The organism is Pseudonocardia pini (assembly GCF_013870575.1).
GTDB classification, from domain to species: domain Bacteria; phylum Actinomycetota; class Actinomycetes; order Mycobacteriales; family Pseudonocardiaceae; genus Pseudonocardia; species Pseudonocardia pini.
The window spans coordinates 21,120-36,713 of record NZ_JACBXB010000004.1 but is presented as its reverse complement, the minus strand read 5'-3'; the positions used below and the strand labels follow the sequence as shown (position 1 = coordinate 36,713).

Annotated in this window: 29 protein-coding genes; 25 read left to right on the top strand and 4 right to left on the bottom strand. The window is 72.1% G+C overall.

From position 1 onward, the window contains the following. Positions 1–1,252 (bottom strand): MFS transporter (locus H5J29_RS01035; protein ID WP_181778969.1); only part of this gene is annotated, 1,252 nt, incomplete at its 3' end. 109 nt (positions 1,253–1,361) lie between these two features. Between H5J29_RS01035 and H5J29_RS01030 the strand changes: the two genes are divergently transcribed. After that, on the top strand, positions 1,362–2,036 hold the full coding sequence (locus tag H5J29_RS01030; protein ID WP_181778968.1) for a TetR/AcrR family transcriptional regulator: 675 nt from the start codon (positions 1,362–1,364) through the stop codon (positions 2,034–2,036). Between the two features lie 144 nt (positions 2,037–2,180). Next, positions 2,181–3,134: a TIGR03557 family F420-dependent LLM class oxidoreductase gene (locus tag H5J29_RS01025; RefSeq protein ID WP_181778967.1), complete on the top strand. Its 954-nt coding sequence runs from the start codon at positions 2,181–2,183 to the stop codon at positions 3,132–3,134. Positions 3,135–3,408: 274 nt separating this feature from the next. On the opposite strand, the gene H5J29_RS36060 is transcribed toward H5J29_RS01025, so the two are convergent. Genes H5J29_RS36060 through H5J29_RS01010 form a run of 3 tightly spaced genes read right to left on the bottom strand, consistent with a single transcriptional unit; the run spans position 3,409 to position 5,650 of the window. After that, positions 3,409–4,596 carry a tyrosine-type recombinase/integrase gene (locus H5J29_RS36060; protein WP_181778966.1) on the bottom strand — a complete coding sequence of 396 codons (1,188 nt, stop codon included), beginning with the start codon at positions 4,594–4,596 and terminating at the stop codon, positions 3,409–3,411. A 12-nt stretch (positions 4,597–4,608) separates the two neighbouring features. Next, positions 4,609–5,223, bottom strand: a complete 615-nt coding sequence (locus H5J29_RS01015; RefSeq protein WP_181778965.1) for a hypothetical protein — start codon at positions 5,221–5,223, stop codon at positions 4,609–4,611. After that, positions 5,213–5,650 (bottom strand): hypothetical protein, encoded by a 438-nt coding sequence (locus tag H5J29_RS01010; protein WP_181778964.1) that lies wholly within the window; start codon positions 5,648–5,650, stop codon positions 5,213–5,215. Before H5J29_RS01010 ends, H5J29_RS01015 begins: the two co-directional genes overlap by 11 nt. A gap of 291 nt (positions 5,651–5,941) precedes the next feature. On the opposite strand from H5J29_RS01010, the gene H5J29_RS01005 reads away from it, so the two are divergent. The 23 genes from H5J29_RS01005 to H5J29_RS00895 all read left to right on the top strand — a co-directional run bounded on the left by H5J29_RS01005 (position 5,942) and on the right by H5J29_RS00895 (position 15,580). Further along, complete coding sequence (locus tag H5J29_RS01005; RefSeq protein ID WP_181778963.1) at positions 5,942–6,196, top strand: helix-turn-helix transcriptional regulator; 255 nt, start codon at positions 5,942–5,944, stop codon at positions 6,194–6,196. A gap of 8 nt (positions 6,197–6,204) precedes the next feature. Continuing rightward, positions 6,205–6,411, top strand: coding sequence for a helix-turn-helix domain-containing protein (locus H5J29_RS01000; RefSeq protein ID WP_181778962.1), 207 nt, complete (start codon positions 6,205–6,207; stop codon positions 6,409–6,411). Beyond that, the gene (locus tag H5J29_RS00995) at positions 6,408–7,178 is read left to right on the top strand and encodes a BRO family protein (protein WP_220186853.1); all 771 of its coding nucleotides are present in this window, start codon (positions 6,408–6,410) and stop codon (positions 7,176–7,178) included. The genes H5J29_RS01000 and H5J29_RS00995 overlap by 4 nt, the downstream gene beginning before the upstream one ends. Next, entirely contained in the window at positions 7,175–7,330 is a 156-nt protein-coding gene (locus tag H5J29_RS00990) for a hypothetical protein (protein ID WP_181778960.1), read from the top strand. Before H5J29_RS00995 ends, H5J29_RS00990 begins: the two co-directional genes overlap by 4 nt. Further along, positions 7,327–7,548, top strand: a complete 222-nt coding sequence (locus H5J29_RS00985; RefSeq protein ID WP_181778959.1) for a hypothetical protein — start codon at positions 7,327–7,329, stop codon at positions 7,546–7,548. Before H5J29_RS00990 ends, H5J29_RS00985 begins: the two co-directional genes overlap by 4 nt. Next, on the top strand, positions 7,545–7,703 hold the full coding sequence (locus tag H5J29_RS00980; RefSeq protein ID WP_181778958.1) for a hypothetical protein: 159 nt from the start codon (positions 7,545–7,547) through the stop codon (positions 7,701–7,703). Before H5J29_RS00985 ends, H5J29_RS00980 begins: the two co-directional genes overlap by 4 nt. Then, the gene (locus H5J29_RS00975) at positions 7,700–8,008 is read left to right on the top strand and encodes a hypothetical protein (RefSeq protein WP_181778957.1); all 309 of its coding nucleotides are present in this window, start codon (positions 7,700–7,702) and stop codon (positions 8,006–8,008) included. Before H5J29_RS00980 ends, H5J29_RS00975 begins: the two co-directional genes overlap by 4 nt. Next, positions 8,005–8,400, top strand: a complete 396-nt coding sequence (locus tag H5J29_RS00970; RefSeq protein ID WP_181778956.1) for a hypothetical protein — start codon at positions 8,005–8,007, stop codon at positions 8,398–8,400. The genes H5J29_RS00975 and H5J29_RS00970 overlap by 4 nt, the downstream gene beginning before the upstream one ends. Positions 8,401–8,482: 82 nt before the next feature. After that, entirely contained in the window at positions 8,483–8,938 is a 456-nt protein-coding gene (locus tag H5J29_RS00965; RefSeq protein ID WP_181778955.1) for a DUF6197 family protein, read from the top strand. Further along, a complete protein-coding gene (locus H5J29_RS00960) occupies positions 8,935–9,138 on the top strand; it encodes a hypothetical protein (RefSeq protein ID WP_181778954.1) in 204 nt (67 codons plus the stop codon). The genes H5J29_RS00965 and H5J29_RS00960 overlap by 4 nt, the downstream gene beginning before the upstream one ends. Then, positions 9,135–9,479, top strand: coding sequence for a hypothetical protein (locus tag H5J29_RS00955; RefSeq protein ID WP_181778953.1), 345 nt, complete (start codon positions 9,135–9,137; stop codon positions 9,477–9,479). The genes H5J29_RS00960 and H5J29_RS00955 overlap by 4 nt, the downstream gene beginning before the upstream one ends. Continuing rightward, a complete protein-coding gene (locus H5J29_RS00950) occupies positions 9,476–9,730 on the top strand; it encodes a hypothetical protein (RefSeq protein WP_181778952.1) in 255 nt (84 codons plus the stop codon). The genes H5J29_RS00955 and H5J29_RS00950 overlap by 4 nt, the downstream gene beginning before the upstream one ends. After that, positions 9,727–10,593 carry a PD-(D/E)XK nuclease-like domain-containing protein gene (locus H5J29_RS00945; RefSeq protein ID WP_181778951.1) on the top strand — a complete coding sequence of 289 codons (867 nt, stop codon included), beginning with the start codon at positions 9,727–9,729 and terminating at the stop codon, positions 10,591–10,593. Before H5J29_RS00950 ends, H5J29_RS00945 begins: the two co-directional genes overlap by 4 nt. Then, on the top strand, positions 10,590–11,477 hold the full coding sequence (bet, locus tag H5J29_RS00940) for a phage recombination protein Bet (RefSeq protein WP_181778950.1): 888 nt from the start codon (positions 10,590–10,592) through the stop codon (positions 11,475–11,477). Before H5J29_RS00945 ends, bet begins: the two co-directional genes overlap by 4 nt. Then, positions 11,474–11,713, top strand: a complete 240-nt coding sequence (locus H5J29_RS00935; RefSeq protein ID WP_181778949.1) for a hypothetical protein — start codon at positions 11,474–11,476, stop codon at positions 11,711–11,713. The genes bet and H5J29_RS00935 overlap by 4 nt, the downstream gene beginning before the upstream one ends. Beyond that, on the top strand, positions 11,710–12,159 hold the full coding sequence (locus tag H5J29_RS00930) for a hypothetical protein (RefSeq protein WP_181778948.1): 450 nt from the start codon (positions 11,710–11,712) through the stop codon (positions 12,157–12,159). Before H5J29_RS00935 ends, H5J29_RS00930 begins: the two co-directional genes overlap by 4 nt. Further along, positions 12,156–12,452 (top strand): hypothetical protein, encoded by a 297-nt coding sequence (locus tag H5J29_RS00925; RefSeq protein ID WP_181778947.1) that lies wholly within the window; start codon positions 12,156–12,158, stop codon positions 12,450–12,452. Before H5J29_RS00930 ends, H5J29_RS00925 begins: the two co-directional genes overlap by 4 nt. 823 nt (positions 12,453–13,275) lie before the next feature. Beyond that, a complete protein-coding gene (locus H5J29_RS00920) occupies positions 13,276–13,518 on the top strand; it encodes a zinc finger domain-containing protein (protein ID WP_181778946.1) in 243 nt (80 codons plus the stop codon). After that, positions 13,512–13,832 (top strand): VRR-NUC domain-containing protein, encoded by a 321-nt coding sequence (locus H5J29_RS00915; protein WP_181778945.1) that lies wholly within the window; start codon positions 13,512–13,514, stop codon positions 13,830–13,832. Before H5J29_RS00920 ends, H5J29_RS00915 begins: the two co-directional genes overlap by 7 nt. Then, positions 13,829–13,993, top strand: coding sequence for a hypothetical protein (locus H5J29_RS00910; RefSeq protein ID WP_181778944.1), 165 nt, complete (start codon positions 13,829–13,831; stop codon positions 13,991–13,993). Before H5J29_RS00915 ends, H5J29_RS00910 begins: the two co-directional genes overlap by 4 nt. A 626-nt stretch (positions 13,994–14,619) precedes the next feature. Beyond that, positions 14,620–14,967 (top strand): hypothetical protein, encoded by a 348-nt coding sequence (locus tag H5J29_RS00905; RefSeq protein ID WP_181778943.1) that lies wholly within the window; start codon positions 14,620–14,622, stop codon positions 14,965–14,967. Between the two features lie 74 nt (positions 14,968–15,041). Next, positions 15,042–15,185 (top strand): hypothetical protein, encoded by a 144-nt coding sequence (locus H5J29_RS00900; RefSeq protein ID WP_181778942.1) that lies wholly within the window; start codon positions 15,042–15,044, stop codon positions 15,183–15,185. Then, a complete protein-coding gene (locus H5J29_RS00895; protein WP_181778941.1) occupies positions 15,182–15,580 on the top strand; it encodes a terminase small subunit in 399 nt (132 codons plus the stop codon). The genes H5J29_RS00900 and H5J29_RS00895 overlap by 4 nt, the downstream gene beginning before the upstream one ends. Positions 15,581–15,594 lie beyond the last annotated feature (14 nt).

Sequence of the window (15,594 nt, the reverse complement as noted above, 5' to 3'; positions counted from 1 at the left end):
ACAGGGCCGCGAGCCCGATCGCCCCGCCGACCTGACGGCTGGTGTTGACCAGCCCGGACGCGATCCCGGCCTGGTCGGACGGCACCCCTGCGGTCGCCGCGACCGTGGCGGGCACGAACGACATGCCCAGCCCGACGCCGAGGACGATCATCGGCAGCCCGACGTGCGTCCAGTACTCGCCGTGCACCCCGATCCCGGAGATCCACACGAGACCGACGGCGGCGAGGACCATGGCGAGGAACAGCTGCGTGCGGGCGCCGAGGACGGCGAGGATGCGCCGCCCGTTGAGCGCGGCGACCGTGGTGGCCAGCGCGACGGGCAGGAACGACAGCCCGGCCCGCAGCGGGCTGTCGCCGTCGACGCGCTGCAGGTGCACGGAGACGTCGAAGTAGAGGAAGAAGATCACGGCGCCGATGACCATGAACAGGACGTTGGCGCTCGCCCGCTGCCGGTCGCGCAGCAGGCCGAGGGGCAGCAGCGGGTCGGCGGCGAAGCGGGCCTGGACGAGAAGGAACGCGACCAGCGCGGCGGCGCCCGCGACGAGGAGCCAGATCGTGGTGGGCGAGCCCCATCCGCGCCCGGCGACCCCGATGACGGCGTAGAGCACGAGGGCCAGGGCGGCGGTGATGAGCACCGCGCCGGGCACGTCGAGACGCACCTTCCGGGTGACCCGCGGGACGTGCACACCCGAGGCGGTGACGAGGAAGACCGCGATCCCGACCGGGATGTTGATGAAGAACACCCACCTCCAGTCGAGCGCGGAGGTCAGCACCCCACCGATCAGGACCCCGGCCGCCGCACCGCCCGCGGACACGGCCGACCACGCGCCGATGGCCTTGCCCCGCTCGTGCGGGTCGGTGAAGGCGACCGTGATCAGGCTCAGCGAGGTCGGTGCCAGGATGGCGCCGCCGACGCCCTGGAGACCGCGGAACACCTCGATCGTGGTCTCGTTCGTCGACAGCCCGCACAGCAGGCTGAAGACGGTGAACACCGTGACCCCGACCAGGAACATGCGGCGCTGGCCGAACAGGTCGGACAGCCGCCCGCCGAGCAGCAGCAGCCCGCCGAAGGTCAGCGTGTAGGCGTCGATGACCCACTGCTGGCCGGACGCCGACAGCGACAACGACTGCGTCATGTCCGGGATGGCGACGTTCACGACGGCGACGTCGAGCACCACCATGAACTGGGCCAGACAGGCCACGAGCAGCACGAGCTGCCTGTCGCGACCGTCTGACCTGGGCAAATCGGACATCTTCCCACCTCCCACAAGTGAAAATATTGGATCCACTTGCAACGTAAGCCTGTGGCCGACGACCCGCAACAAGTGGCTCGAATATTTTCATTTGAGCTACGCTGGGCTCATGTCCACCGACGGCCGACAGCTGCGCCGCGACGCGGCGGCCAACCAGGCCCGCATCGTCGAGGCCGCGCGACACGTGTTCGCCGAGCAGGGCGTCGACGTCCCCCTGGCCGAGATCGCCAAGGAGGCCGGCGTCGGGCTGGCCACGCTCACCCGGCGCTTCACCAGGGTCCGCCTGGTCGAGGCCGTCCTCGTCGACCGCACCGACGAGCACCTGGCGCTGCTGGAGGAGTCGCTGGCGCTGCCGGCGTCCGAGAGCGTCGACCACTACCTGCACTCGCTGTGCACCCAGCAGCTCAACGACCGCAGCGTCTGTCACGCGCTCACGCTGAGCCTGCCCGACTCCACCCAGGTCGCCACCCACCGCGCGGCCATCCGCACGACCCAGCTGACGCTGATCGAGCGGGCGCACCAGGCGGGCGCCCTGCGGGCCGGGATCGTGCCCGAGGACTTCGTGTCCATCCTCGAAGCGGTCAGCGGCGTCATCCAGGGCGGCGCCCCCCACGCCTGGGAGCGGATCCTCGCGCTGCTCATCGACGGTCTCCGCGCCGACGAACCCGAGGACTCCCTTCCCCCCGCGCCCCCGCGGACCGAGGTCCACGTCGTCCTGAAGGCTCCCGCTCGCGGCCGCCGGACCAGCCCCATCACCGCACCCGGAGCCCGATCGACCCCGTAGTGCGCGGAGTGCCTGCGGGGCCGGTCCAGGGCCGCCCGCCCTCGACGCCGCGCCAGGCTCCACCGCGACCGAGGCGCCACGACCGACGCGGCCGGACGGTCGGCGAGGACGGTTCGCCGGACACCTCGCGGGTAGCGCTCCCCCATGGCGAGCATCGGCTACTTCCTGTCCTGCGAGCAGTACGGCCCCCGCGAGCTCGTCGCCCAGGCGAAGGCGGCGGAGCAGGCGGGGTTCGAGCGGCTCTGGATCTCCGACCACTTCCATCCCTGGAACGACGAGCAGGGCCAGAGCCCGTTCGTCTGGTCGGTGATCGGGGCGCTCTCCGAGGCCGTCTCGCTCCCCGTCACCACGGCGGTCACCTGCCCGACCGTCCGCATCCATCCCGCGGTGGTCGCCCAGGCGGCCGCCACCGCCGCGGTCCAGCTCGAGGGCCGGTTCACCCTCGGCGTCGGCAGCGGCGAGGCGCTCAACGAGCACGTCCTCGGCGACGCCTGGCCCTCGGTCGGTGTGCGGTTGGCGATGCTCGAGGAGGCCGTCGAGCTGATCCGGCTGCTGCACCGCGGCGGGCAGATCAGCCACCACGGGACGTACTACGAGGTGCAGGAGGCCCGGATCTACACCCTCCCCGAGCAGCCCGTCCCGATCTACGTGTCCGGGTTCGGGCCGCAGGCCACCGAGCTGGCAGGCCGGATCGGCGACGGCTACTGCACCGTGCTGCCCGACGCCGACCTCGCCCGCACCTTCCGTGAGAGCGGCGGCGGTGACAAGCCCGTCCAGGCGGGCATGAAGGTCTGCTGGGACACCGACCGCGAGGCCGCGCTCGACCACGCGCACCGGTTGTGGGCCAACGACGTGCTCCCCGGCCAGCTCGCCCAGACCCTGCCCCGTCCGCAGGACTTCGCCGACGCGATGTCCCTGGTCCCCCGCGAGGCCGTCGCCGAGGCGATCGTCTGCGGCGACGACACCGCCGAGCACCTCGACCGCGTCCAGTCCTACCTGGCCGCGGGTGTCGACGAGGTCTACGTCCAGCAGGTCGGCCCCGACCACGACGGCTTCTTCCGCGCCTGGGGCGAGCACATCCTGCCCAAGCTGGCCTGACGAGGTCGTCTCCGGTCTCGGCCACGACCGCCGACACCCGCAAGCCGGACCGGTCCCGCCGCCGGGCCAACCCCGCAGCCCAGACACTCGACGAAGGTCGAGACGAGGTGGGCCCCCAGGGGATCGAACCCTGAACCCGCGGATTGGTCGTCCCGTGGCCGGTCCCGGTCAGTCCAGGTCGGCGCAGGTAACCTGACCAGCGCGGATACGTCGCTCTAGGTCAGTTCAGGTCGGGTCCGGTGCGCCCCAAACAGTGGCGTAACCGGGCCCCGCCCTACAGCAGGTCCTCCAGCGCGTCCGCGGCCTCGTCGTGCACGTCGTCCCGGACCAGATAGACCCGCTGCGTCATCGACGGGTCCGCGTGGCCGGCCACATCGGCGACCTGCCGCGCCGTGAGCTGCTTCGTGTCCAGGTGCGTGAGCGCGGTCTTCCGGAACGCGTGGGTGTGCACCCAGTCCAAGCCCTCGATGCCCGCGCGCTCCTGCCGGAGGACCCGCAGCGTGTTCGACGGGTCCCGCCACCCGCCCTTCGAGTCCGGGAAAACCGCGATCGACCGGGCGTGGTCCGGGTCGAGCTGCCGCACCCGCAGGACGTCCATCGCCCACGTCGGCAGCTTCAGCCGGCGGGCCTTCACCGTCGCCGCGGCCCGGGTGCCCTTCGTGCCGTCCTCCCGGATCAGCCCGAGCCCAGCCACCCGGATCAGGCGGGCCCGCAGCCAGACCCGCGAGGTATCGAACTCGACGTCGTCCCACGACAGCGCGAGCACCTCCCCCACCCGGCCGCCGGTGGCCAGCATCATCCGGGTCAGGTCCGGGAGGTCCCACCGCCGCGCCTTGTCCGATTCCTCGAGCTTCGCCAGCCACGTGGTCCGCTCGACGCGGGTGAGCGCGCGGGGCTTCCGCTTCGTGGTCCTCGGGACCGGGGAGGTGTCACGGACGGGGTTGGCCGGCATGGCGCCCATGCGGGCGGCGTAGCCGAGGATCCCGGACAGCACGGTCTTTGCCGTCTTCGCGGTCGACGCGCTGCGATGCTTGCGGAGCTCCTGGAGCCACGCCTCGCAGCGGGCCACGGTGATCTCGCGGAGCCGCAGGCCGCCCATGGACGGCTCGACGTGCAGTCGCCACGCGACCTCGTACTGGCCGGGGGTATTCAGGCTGATCTCGCCGTCGGTGGCTTCCTGCTCGCGCTTCTCCAGCCAGAGCCGCCCTGCGTCGGACAGGCGAGAGTCGCCGGTGAGGACGGCTCCGGCGGTGGGCCTGCGCTCGGCGAGCGCCACCTTGAGGGCGTTCTCGGCGGCGGTCTTCGATCGGCCGGTGCGGCGGACCGGCCTGGTGTGCCCGTCGTAGTCCCGGAACCGGCAGCGGGCCTCCCACACCTGGTCGCTCCGCGGGGTCCCGGCGGGGCTGATCAGGGTGGTGTTGATGTTCCCGTGGGTGCCGATCGGGAGCATTGGTCGGGCCACGGGGTCCTCCGGCTAGTGGTGGCTGATCCGGTAGTAGCGCTCGGCGCGGCGGGCCACCCACACGCTGGAGCGCGGGATGTCCTCGTCGGCGAGTGCGTGCCGCGGCGCGGGGACCGGGACGGAGCCAGTGTCCTCGCCGGGGTCGGCGGCCTTCGCTGCCGCTGCGGTCTGTCGGCGGAGCTCGCGGAGTGTGGCTCCGTCGTCGGGGAACTGGAGCACGACCGCGAGGTCGGGCGACTCGTCCTGGCGGTCCGCCCCGTCAGGGTGGTGCAGGAGGTAGGCCAGTTCGCGGGTGAGGACGGCGCGGAGTTCGTCGTCGTCGAGGTCCCTCGCGAGTTCGATGAGGCTGTCGCCCCATGACGTGTCGGCCAGCTGGCCGGGTGCGAGGTCGGTGAGGCAGAGGTTGAGCTCGCCGTACTTCTTGACCACGTCCAGCAGGAGGGCGACCACCGCGTCGTCCTCCGTGCCCATGGGGAGTGGACACCAGTTCGTCATGGCAAGAACGTCGTGGTGCAACGTCGCTGCGTTACTTGGCGGACACGAATAGTCAATTTCGGCGATGTAGTTGATCAGCCATGTGGCTTCGACCACGTTGCACCATTCAGGCCTAAAGGCCCTACTGATCACCCAATGCGCGCAACCCACGCGGCCCGTTGCCCGGCTCGCTGCGCCCCTCGGCCTCGTCGATCCGGCGCTGTGCGTCCACGGCGTCGGACACAACGGCGCGAAGCATGTTGAGGACGGCGTCCTGGGTGCGCTGGGAGAGCATCTCGGTGCCGGTGGGGAGTAGGTGGGCCAGGATCGATCCAGTCCGACGGACGGGGATGCCGACGGACGCGGCGGCCGCGAGCAGCACGGTCGTCGGCTCGACCTCGAGGACCTCGGCGATGACCATGATGGAGTCGGGTGCGGGGAGGCGGCGGAGGTCGACGCCCTTGGCGAGTTGTTGCCAGCGGCCCTTCGTGAGGGCTCCTCGGCTGCGTCGTTCCAGGTCGGAGTATGACCACTCACGCTCGGCCATGCGGGTCCCGATGAGGACCTGAAGCGTCGCCACATCGTCACCGTCGCCTGTGCTGTGCTGGTCGGTCAACGGAGACCCTCTCACTACGGTTATCGCTGGTCGGGCGGCTACGGCGCTGCCTGTGGCTAGACGGCCGAACCTATTTCGTCGTCAAGCGATTTGGACGGCCGGACCCTATCTGACCTGTTAATTCGTCGCGCGAAGGTCACGCGCTACGCGTCGAGAGACGCTAGCCGGATCGCCTAGCGTCGCTTGACAGAGGTTTCGTCAAGTGCCACTGTTCGGGTCGTCAAGCCAACGGAGCAGCCCCCCCGGAGCCCCTCAATGCCCCTGAAGAAGCCGCGTGACCCCGTCCTGCTGGAGCAGGCACGGGAGGAACGAGACCTCACCTACGGCGAGCTGGCACGTCTGGCCGAGTGCACCCGCCAGAACATCCACCTCGTCTTCAACGGCCAGGCCACCGACGCCAGCACCGCGCTGCTGATCGCGAGGTCCCTGCGTCGCAGCGTGCGCGACCTCTTCGTGCCGATGCCGTCAAGGAGCGCTAGCCGATCCGTCCAGACCCGGAGCGCAGCGTGAGTTCTCAGATGTCACCCGTTCGGCCCTCACCGGCCCCCCTCCCCCGCACCTTCTACGACGCCCGCGAGGTCGCCGAGTCGATCGGCGTCGGCTACCGGCAGGTCATCGAGCTGGTTAAGCGCGGCGAGATCCCACACCGCATGTTCGGCCGCCTGATCCGGATCCCGGCGTGGTGGATCGACGAGGAGCAGGCCCGGCGGGAGGCCGCCGCGTGAGCGCCGTCGAGCTGTTCTCCTACGGCTCGACCGACGTCCGCACCGTCGTGCTCGACGGCGAGCCGTGGTTCGTCGCCGCCGACGTCTGCGCTGTCCTCGCGATCGCGAACCCGCACAGCTCGGTCGCCCTGCTCGACGACGACGAGAGGGGGCTCCACAGTGTGGAGACCCTCGGCGGCCCGCAGAGCCTCGCGACGGTCAACGAGCCCGGCCTCTACTCGCTGATCCTCCGCAGCAGGAAGCCGGAGGCGAAGGCCTTCAAGCGGTGGATCACCCACGAGGTCCTCCCCCAGATCCGCCGCACAGGCCAGTACGGCGCCGCCCCGGCCCTCCCGGACATCACGACCCCCACGGGTGTGCTGGCGATGGCCGAGCAGTTCGCGGCCACCGCCCGGCAGCTCGTCGCCACGCAGGCGCAGGTCGCGGAGCTCGAACCGGCTGCGGCGTCGTGGAACACGCTGGCGACCGCGGACGGGGACTTCCTCGTCGCGGACGCGGCGAAGATCCTGTCCCGCGATTCGGCCATCAAGATAGGCCAGAACCGGCTGTACACGCTGCTCAGCGAGCTGCGGTGGATCTACCGCGGCGCTGGTGACGGCCGCTGGCGCACCTACCAGACCGCGATCGAGACCGGCCGCCTGTCTGAGATGCCGATGTCGCACTACCACCCGCGGACGGGCGAGCTCGTGCTCGACCCGCCTCAGATCCGGATCACGGTCAAGGGGATCGAGGCCCTCCGCACGCACCTGACGAGGGCTGCGGCGTGACCGGCGTGCTGTGCGCGGCGCTCGCGCTCGACGCCCTCGTGTTCGTCGTCGTCCTGGGGCTGGCGGTCACCGCGCCGCGGCCCCGTCACCGCCTGACCCGCGCCGCGGCCCGCCGCTCGCGCATCACCCTCCGAGGAGCCACGACCCGATGACCACCGCCACGACGATCGAGGACCAGCAGGTCATCGGCGACGCGATCGACACGCTCCTCCTCCGTGAGGTCGCCGACGGCCAGCCCCGCACCAGCCTCATCCTTCAGCTGGAGGCCACCGTCCCCGACCACGCGGCCGGGCGGTGCCTGACCGACGTGCGCGGCGACTGCCTCGCGTTGGTCGCGGCCCGCCGGATCCTCGCCGGGGAGGAGCTGTGAGTACCGCGCGGGGCGAGGCCCTCGTCTTCATCCTGGAGTCGTTGGACGACGACTACTGGTTCGCCGACACCCCGGACGGCCTCGACCTTGAGGTCCGGCAGGCGCTCCACGTCCTCGGGATCTCCGACGAGGAGATCGACGAGGTGACCTCATGACCCCGTCCGAGCACGCTGCGGCGATCATCGAGATGGCCCGCGCGATCGGCGAGGACGGCTGTGACTGCATCCCCGACGCAGACCGGCGGCCTGCCCGGGTGTGTGCCGCGCACGGGGCCCTCGTCCGGCTAGCCGTCGCGACCGCACCGGTCGACAAGATCGTGTCGGTCGGGTCGGCCGAGGCCGTCGCCGTCATCGGTGCCGCCCGCGCCCTGGTCGAGGCATGGGAGGGCACCTTCACCCCGTTGCCGGTCTCGCCCGCCGCCGACCTGATCGCCGCCGTCACCGCGCTGGAGGAGATGTGAGCCGCGAGGTGATCGCAGGGCTGGTCCTCCTCGTCCTGGGGGTCGTGGCCCTGGTCCTCAACCCGTTCGGGGACTCGGAGGTGCAGACCGCGCGGCCCTGCACCTGCGGGCACGTCGGTGAAGCCCACGAGCACTACCGGGCCGGGACGGACTGTGCGTTCTGCGACTGCCGCCGGTACCGGCCAGGACCGCCACGCCAAGCCGGTCGGGTCGAGGTGCTTGACCTCGCGCAGGTCCTCGACGACGACGCGTTCCTCGACGACCTCGGCCGCGCCAGCAACCCAGCAGACCGGGCACTCGCCGCGGTCCTGCGGGAAGCCCGGGACGAAGTCGACCAGGAGATCGGCGAGGCCGTGGACCGGCTGATCGCCGAAACCAGGCCACCGGCCTGACACAGACCGAGGGGCCCCCACCGCGCCAACGGTGAGAGCCCCGAATCCGATCCAACGCCATCCCCCCGACAGGGAGTACGTCATGTCGACGCTATCCCGCAGGTTGCTTCAGACCCGCGAGATCCACCCGAATAGCGCAACAACCGATCAGATCCTCGATCGTTCCGCCACGATCATCGAGACCCACGGCCTCGCGCACTCCGCCCACTACCTCAACCCCGTCACCGGCGACCCCTCCAGCACCTGGCTGCCCGGATACCCCACCGACGTGGCCGGCGCCATCGCCATCGTCTGCGGCACACCGTCCGTGGACGGCGCCCAGCACGTCGCCGGGTTCGGACCCCACGCGCACGGCGCACACCCCGCGTACGTGGCGCTCGCCGAGCACCTCGGCCACGCGCACGTCGACGGCATCTTCGACTGGCTCGACGGCCGCGACGCCGCGTGCCCGTGCGACCGCTGCCGCCCGCAGGCCGCCGCCGACGTCGTCCAGGCGCTCCGCGACTGCGCCCGCCAGCTCCGCGAGCGTGCCGCATGAGCCGCGGGTACCGGCCGGTGCCCGTCGGCCGTGCCGAGGTCACCCGCGAGCACATCCGGATCGGCGGGATCCTGCCCTGGCGGTTCCGCGTCCGCACCGGTCAGGACACGTGGGTCGAAGGACGCGAGCGCACGGCCGCGGACGCGATCGCGGTGGCCGACCACCTGGCCGGGCTCGTGCGCATGGCCGGTGCGCGATGACCGCCGCCGTCCGCGAGCTCCTCCCGTGCGGCACGGACGCCGCCTACCAGCGGCACGTCCGCGCCGGCGACCTCGCCTGCGACCCCTGCCTCGACGCCCACCGCGTCGCCGTCGGCGCCCGCCGCCCCCCACCCACCAGGATCTACCGCTCCCGCGACGAGATCCTCGAGGAGTGGGACCGGCACCGCGGCCTCGTCCGCTTCGTCGACTTCCACACCCGGGTCGGGATCACCGCCGCCGCGTGGCGGCGGGCGTTCTACCGCGCCCAGGCCGAGGGCGACCGGCGCGCCCGGAAGGCCGCCACCGATCACCCCGGCTTCCCCGCCAGGCGCGCAGCATGACCGCCGCCGCCCGGACGGACCGGACCTGCGACGTGTGCGCCGCCCCGTTCCCGAAGCGCCGGAACGAGTCCTGGACGCACTACGCCCTCCGCCGGTTCTGCTCCCGCGCCCACGCCATCCAGGGCCGCAAACCGTCCCCGAAGCCCGTCCTCACCCCCACCGCGACCGCCGGCCACACCTGGCGGCTGGTCGACACGGCGTGGCGGCCGCCCGGGTTCCCCGACCGACCCAACACCAGGAGCGCAGCATGATCGCCGAGCCCGGCGTCTACGAGGACGTCACGCCCGCCCGGTACCAGCGGGACCCGGTCGAGGGCGGTTCGCTGTCCTCGACCGGGGCGCGGATGCTGACCCCGCCGAACCCGCCCGCCCTGTTCGCGTGGAACCGCGAGCACCCGCGGCCCGACACGGACGCGTTCGACCTCGGCCGCGCCGCGCATGCCGAGCTCCTAGGCGTCGGTGACCCGATCGCGGAGATCGCGGCGAAGGACTGGCGCACGAACGCCGCCAAGGAGGCCGCGGCCGAGGCCCGCGCTGTCGGGGCGACACCGCTGCTGACGAAGGACGCCATGCGAGTTCGGGACATGGTCGCCGCGGCCCGCCGCCATCCAGTCGCCGGGCCGCTGTTCGCCCGCCCCGGACGCTCCGAGCTCGTGCTCGTCTACCGGGACCCCGAAACGGGGGTGATGTGCCGGGTGATGGCCGACCGGATCCCTGACGTCGACGAGGGCGAGCGGCCGATCGTCGTGGACTACAAGACCACCGACGACGCCGAGCCGGGCGCGTTCGCCCGCTCGATGGCCCGCTACGGCTACCACCAGCAGGCCCCCTGGTACTGCGACGCCTGGCCCGCCCTCGGCCTCAACGGCGGTCTGGAACCCATCTTCGTGCTCATCGCGCAGGAGAAGGTCGCCCCCTACCTCGTGTCCGTGACCTACCCGGACCCCGAGGCCATGGCCTACGGCCGCGAGCTCAACCGGCAGGCCCGCGAGATCTACCGCGACTGCACCGAGGCCAACCACTGGCCCGGCTACAGCCCGGACGCCCCGCAGCCGCTCGCGCTGCCCGGCTACCTCACCCACAAGTACGACGACCTGATCGGGAGTGCCCAGTGACCACCGAGATCGCCACCGTCGAGGTCGAGCCCGCGGGCACCCTCGCGATGCACCAGCAGGCGTGGACCCCGGCGCAGCGGGCCACCCTCGCTCAGATCGGCGTGGCCGACGCCCCGGAGGGCGACCTCGCCGTCTTCCACCACGTGTGCGCCCGCACCGGGCTGGACCCGTTCGCCCGGCAGATCTACATGATCCCCCGCTCCGAGGGCCGCGGCGCGGACAAGACCACGAAGTGGACCATCCAGACCGGCATCGACGGGTTCCGGCTCGTCGCCGCCCGCAACCCGCACTACCGCGGGCAGACCGCCCCCCAGTGGTGCGGACCCGATGGCGTCTGGGTGGACGTGTGGCTCGCCGAGGAGCCCCCCGCCGCCGCGCGGGTCGGGATCCTGCGGGACGACCGCGACGAGCCCACCTGGGGCGTCGCGATGTTCCGCGAGTACGCCCAGACGAAGACGTGGGACAACGTCACCCGCCTCACGAAGATGTGGCAGGACAAGAGCGCCCACATGATCGCGAAGTGCGCCGAGGCCCTCGCGATCCGCAAGGCCTTCCCCCAGGACCTCGCCGCGGTCTACTCCGAGGACGAGATGGCGCACACCGACAACCCGGTGGCCACCGGCCGCATGACCCGCGTCGTCGACCAGCCCGCCCCGACCGCCGCCGAGCTCACCGGCCCCGCGGCCGCCGCCGACCGGCTGATGGACCAGGAGCAGCAGCGGGAGATCTTCGCGCTGATCCGCGAGCAGGAGATCGGCAACCGCCTCGACTACGCGTCCGGGGTCCTCGGTCGGGAGATCACCTCGTACGGGCAGGTCACCTACTCCGACGCCGAGCAGCTGCTCGCCGCGCTCAAGGCGCAGCCGACGGGCCAGCCGTCGTGACCGCCGAGGACCTGGTCGCCGATTTCGTCCAGATCTCCCGCCAGTGCGCCGAACCGGCATCTCCAGCGGGCGCGTTCTGGGCCCACTACGACGCCCTGATCGCCGAGTTGGACCGCCGCGGGGAGCGCATCGCCGCCGCCCTCGCCCTCCACCAGCGCCAGGACGACTGGTGCACCGACTGCGGATTCGAGTGGCCCTGCCGCACCGTCCGCGCCCTGACCGAGGGGACGACATGACCGCTGTGGACCCGGCGCTCGTCGAGCGGCTGCGGGAGCAGGGCGACCAGCCCGAGCCGCTGTTCGGGACCTGCCAGGTCGTCGAGCGCGAGCCCCTGGACGCCGCCACCGCGGCCCACCCGCTCGCAACCCCGACGGGCGTCGAGCTGCTCACGCGGATGCTCGCCGCGGACCGGCTGTTCCGGCCGCTGACGAGGCGTGCCCGCGCGGCGATCGTCAACCCGGTCCGCGCCGCGCTCGCGTCCGCGCAGCCGGGGGACGTGCTGCCGCTCCCGGCCTTGCCGGACGGCACCCACCCACTGACGGTGCGGGCGCTCACCCGGCGCGGGCTGGCCGCTGACGGTCGGCTCACTCCGCTCGCGGTCGAGGTGGTCCAGCTCGCCGAGCCGCTGCACCGGAAGCCGCGGCCCGTCGAGACCGTGGCGACGGTCGGGGGTGTGCTGTGAGCCGCCCTGCGCGCCCGATCCCGTCCACGGGGCACCCGAAGTCGGATGCGCTGGTCCCCGCCGCTCTGGCGTTCGTGTACGCCGTGCACGACGGCAAGCCCGGCCAGGCGCTCGACGCCTACGCGGAGGCCGAGCGGCTGTCCGACGGTGACCCGTACTGGGTGTGGACGTGGTGCCTCACCCTCGCCGCGCTCGTCCCGGTGGACGCACGCCTGTCCGAACTCCTCGCGTGGACCGAGCCCGCCCCTGCTCCCCAGGGGCGGGCTCCCCGCGCTCCCAGAAAGGCCGCCTGATGGCGTGGTTCAAGGTCGACGACGGGCTCCCGGAGCACCGGAAGGTGCGTGCCCTCGGCCGTCAGCGGGTGGCCGCGATGGGCCTCTGGACGCTGTGCGGGGCGTGGGCGGCGCGCAACCTGACTGACGGGTTCGTGCCGTCCGAGGTCGTCCGTCGACACGATTCGCGCGAGCTACTCGCGGGTAAGTTGCAGGCGGCTGGCTTGTGGGAAGCAGCGACCGAGCAGGGGGAGCGCGGCTACCGGTTCCACGATTGGGCCGACTCGAACCCGACGCGGGCGGACGTCGAGGCCCGCCGGGAGGAGACCCGCAAGCGGGTCGCTAAGCACCGGACCAGGCGAAACCCGCAACAGGCTCCCGACGAGGCCCCGCCGACCCCTCCGGGCGGTAACAGGTTCGGTAACGCGTTACCAACGCCGTTAGTAACGGAGGATGTACTCACGGGCGCGCGTACGCCTGCGCAGGCGTCCCGGCCCGTCCCGGCCCGTCCCGGCCCGTCCCCTTCAGGAGAGACTTGGGGCGGGGGGGTTCCTGACTCGAACGCGCACGAGCCCCCCGCCCCCCGGCTCGACCCGGTCAACCCGCGCTGCGGCCGCCACCGCGACATCCCTGCCGGAGACCCGGGCCCGAACTGCCGGGCCTGCCGCGACGTCCGGCTGTCCCTGGAAGCCTCGACGCCGGTCGACCCGAAGGAAGCCCAGCGGGCCGCGTTCCGGGCCGCCGTCGACGCCTGCGGGCAGTGCGACGAGCGCGGCATGCGGGACCTCCCGGACGGCCGCTCCGCGCGCTGTGACCACGCCCCGCACCTCCGTGCGGTGGGCACGTGACCCCCGAGCTGGAGCAGGACCGGCAGCAGGCGCTCACCGTGCCCTGCCCGTTCCCGCCGAAGGGCTGCGGCGAGCCTGCTGGCCAGCCGTGCACGCGGGAGTCCATGGTTGGCGAGCGGGAGCCGCTCGCCAACCTCCCGGCCCACCCGGCCCGGCTCGACGCCGCCGGGGTCATCCACGCCCCGCTCGACCCCCGCGAGCTCGCGCACGACCCCGACCGCGAGTTCCGCCGATGGTGACCCGCCCCGCCGAGTCCGAAGCCGCCTTCGCCGAGTGGGTCATCCAGGCCGCCCAGCTCCACGGCTGGCGCGTCGCGCACTTCCGGCCAGCCCGCACCGCCGCGGGCTGGCGCACGGCCGTTCAGGGCCACATCGGCAGCCCGGACCTGCTCCTCGCCCGAGACGGCGACGTCCTGCTCGTCGAGCTGAAGACCGACCGCGGCCAACTCCGGCCAGACCAACGCACCTGGCTCGACCACCTCGGACAGCACGCCACCGTCTGGCGGCCAGCCGACCGACCCGCAATCCTCGCCCGACTCAGGAGGACCCCGTGACCAAGCCGCAGGTAGGCCGCATCTCGTCGACCGGGATGTGGTGCGTTGTCGACGTGGGCCAGGCGTGGCTCAGCGACGTGCTCACGTACTGGCCGACCTGGCGTGAGGCGTACGCCCACGCCTGCGCGCTGGTCGAGCGTCGTGCCCGACAGCAGGGGTAGGCCCAGCTCAGGCAAGCGTGGGTACGGGCGCGCACACCAGCAGCTCAGAGCCAGATGGAAGCCCATCGTCCAAGCAGGTGGCGTGATCTGCTGGCGCTGCAAGCAGCCCATCGAGCCCCACGCACGCTGGGACCTGGGCCACGACGACCAGGACAGAACCCGCTACCGAGGTCCCGAGCACGAGGCCTGCAACCGAGCCACCAAGTCACGCACCAGACAAGACCCACAACCCAGAGTCAACCAATGGTGGTGACACAACGTGACAAGAGTCGGAGCAGACGGAAGGTGGTCACACAACGTGACAACGTTGCCAGACGCAAAACCGCAGGTCAGAGGCCCGCAGCTCATCGCCCAGGCCCCCGATTTTTCCTGATCAAGGAGCCACCGCAGACCCAAGGTCCCCTATACATCCCTCTCCCCGCGGTTGACCGGCTCGCGAGGAAGATCATCTACGAATACAAGGAGTAACAATCGCGGCGAGCAATACAGAGCGTGACAGTCCTGCCTGAGCTGCCCGAGGGCACCATCCGGCTCGGGGTCGGCCAGCCCGCGAGTCACAGGAATGTCGCAGTGCCCCCTTACGGTGCGCGCGACCGCTTCCCGCTCCCCGCTCCGGAGGCTCCTCGGTGGGTACGACCATCTCGCTGGCTCAGTGGCTCAACGCTGGGATCAACGTCCTGCTGCCCATTCTGGTGGCGGTGGTGACCGCTCGGGCCGCGGCGGGGGCCGTGAAGGCGCTGGTCCTGCTCGGCCTGTCGGCCGTGTCAGGGTTCCTGGTGTCCTGGCTGGACGCCCTGAACGCGGTCCTGCCGTTCGACTGGTCGCAGGCCGGGTTCACCACGGTGATGGGCTTCGTGGTGGCCGTGGCCGCGCACTTCGGGGTGTGGAAGCCGGGCGGCGTGACCGGCTCGGAGGGCGCCGTCCAGAGCACCCTCACCGCCGGTCTCGGCGGGTCCGGGCGGCACACCGCGTGACCGCCTGCCCCCTGGCTCCGGCTCGGGGTCCGCGGCGCATCCGGTACGCCCCGGGCGTCGACCCCCGGCCCTGGGTGCCGGAGTTCGCAGACCTCCGGGCGTTCGCGGAACAGTCCTGGACGGGCCAGCTCCGTGCGGCGCTGCTGGCCGATCAGCTCTACGCGGTTCGGGCCGTGAAGCCCTCCGCGCTCCGGATCGTGGCGTCGGTGGCCTCGTGACCGAGCGCGAGGGGCGCCGGTCCCTGCTGGACGCCGTCGAGGAGACGATCGCGGCCCTCGACCCCGAGAAGACCGACCAGGGCCTCGTGGAGCTGGCCCGGCTGTACGCACGCCAGATCGACCGGGCCTCGGCCACGGCGGCGATGGCGGACCGTGCGGCCCGTCTCGCCGCGTCCGAGGACGACGAGGGGGCGCTGATGGAGATCGTGGCGGCGCTGCGGGCGAAGCTGAACGAGCGCGACACCATCGACAAGATCGGCGCCCGGTTGACGACGGCGCTGGTCGAGCTGAAGGCCACCCCGAAGGCGCGGGCCGCGGGTTCCAGCGGTGGGGCGGGGAAGCCCTCCGCTGGCCCGTCCCGGCTCATGGGGCTCCGCGGGGGTGCGGGGGCGTGAGGCAGCTCGTGCTC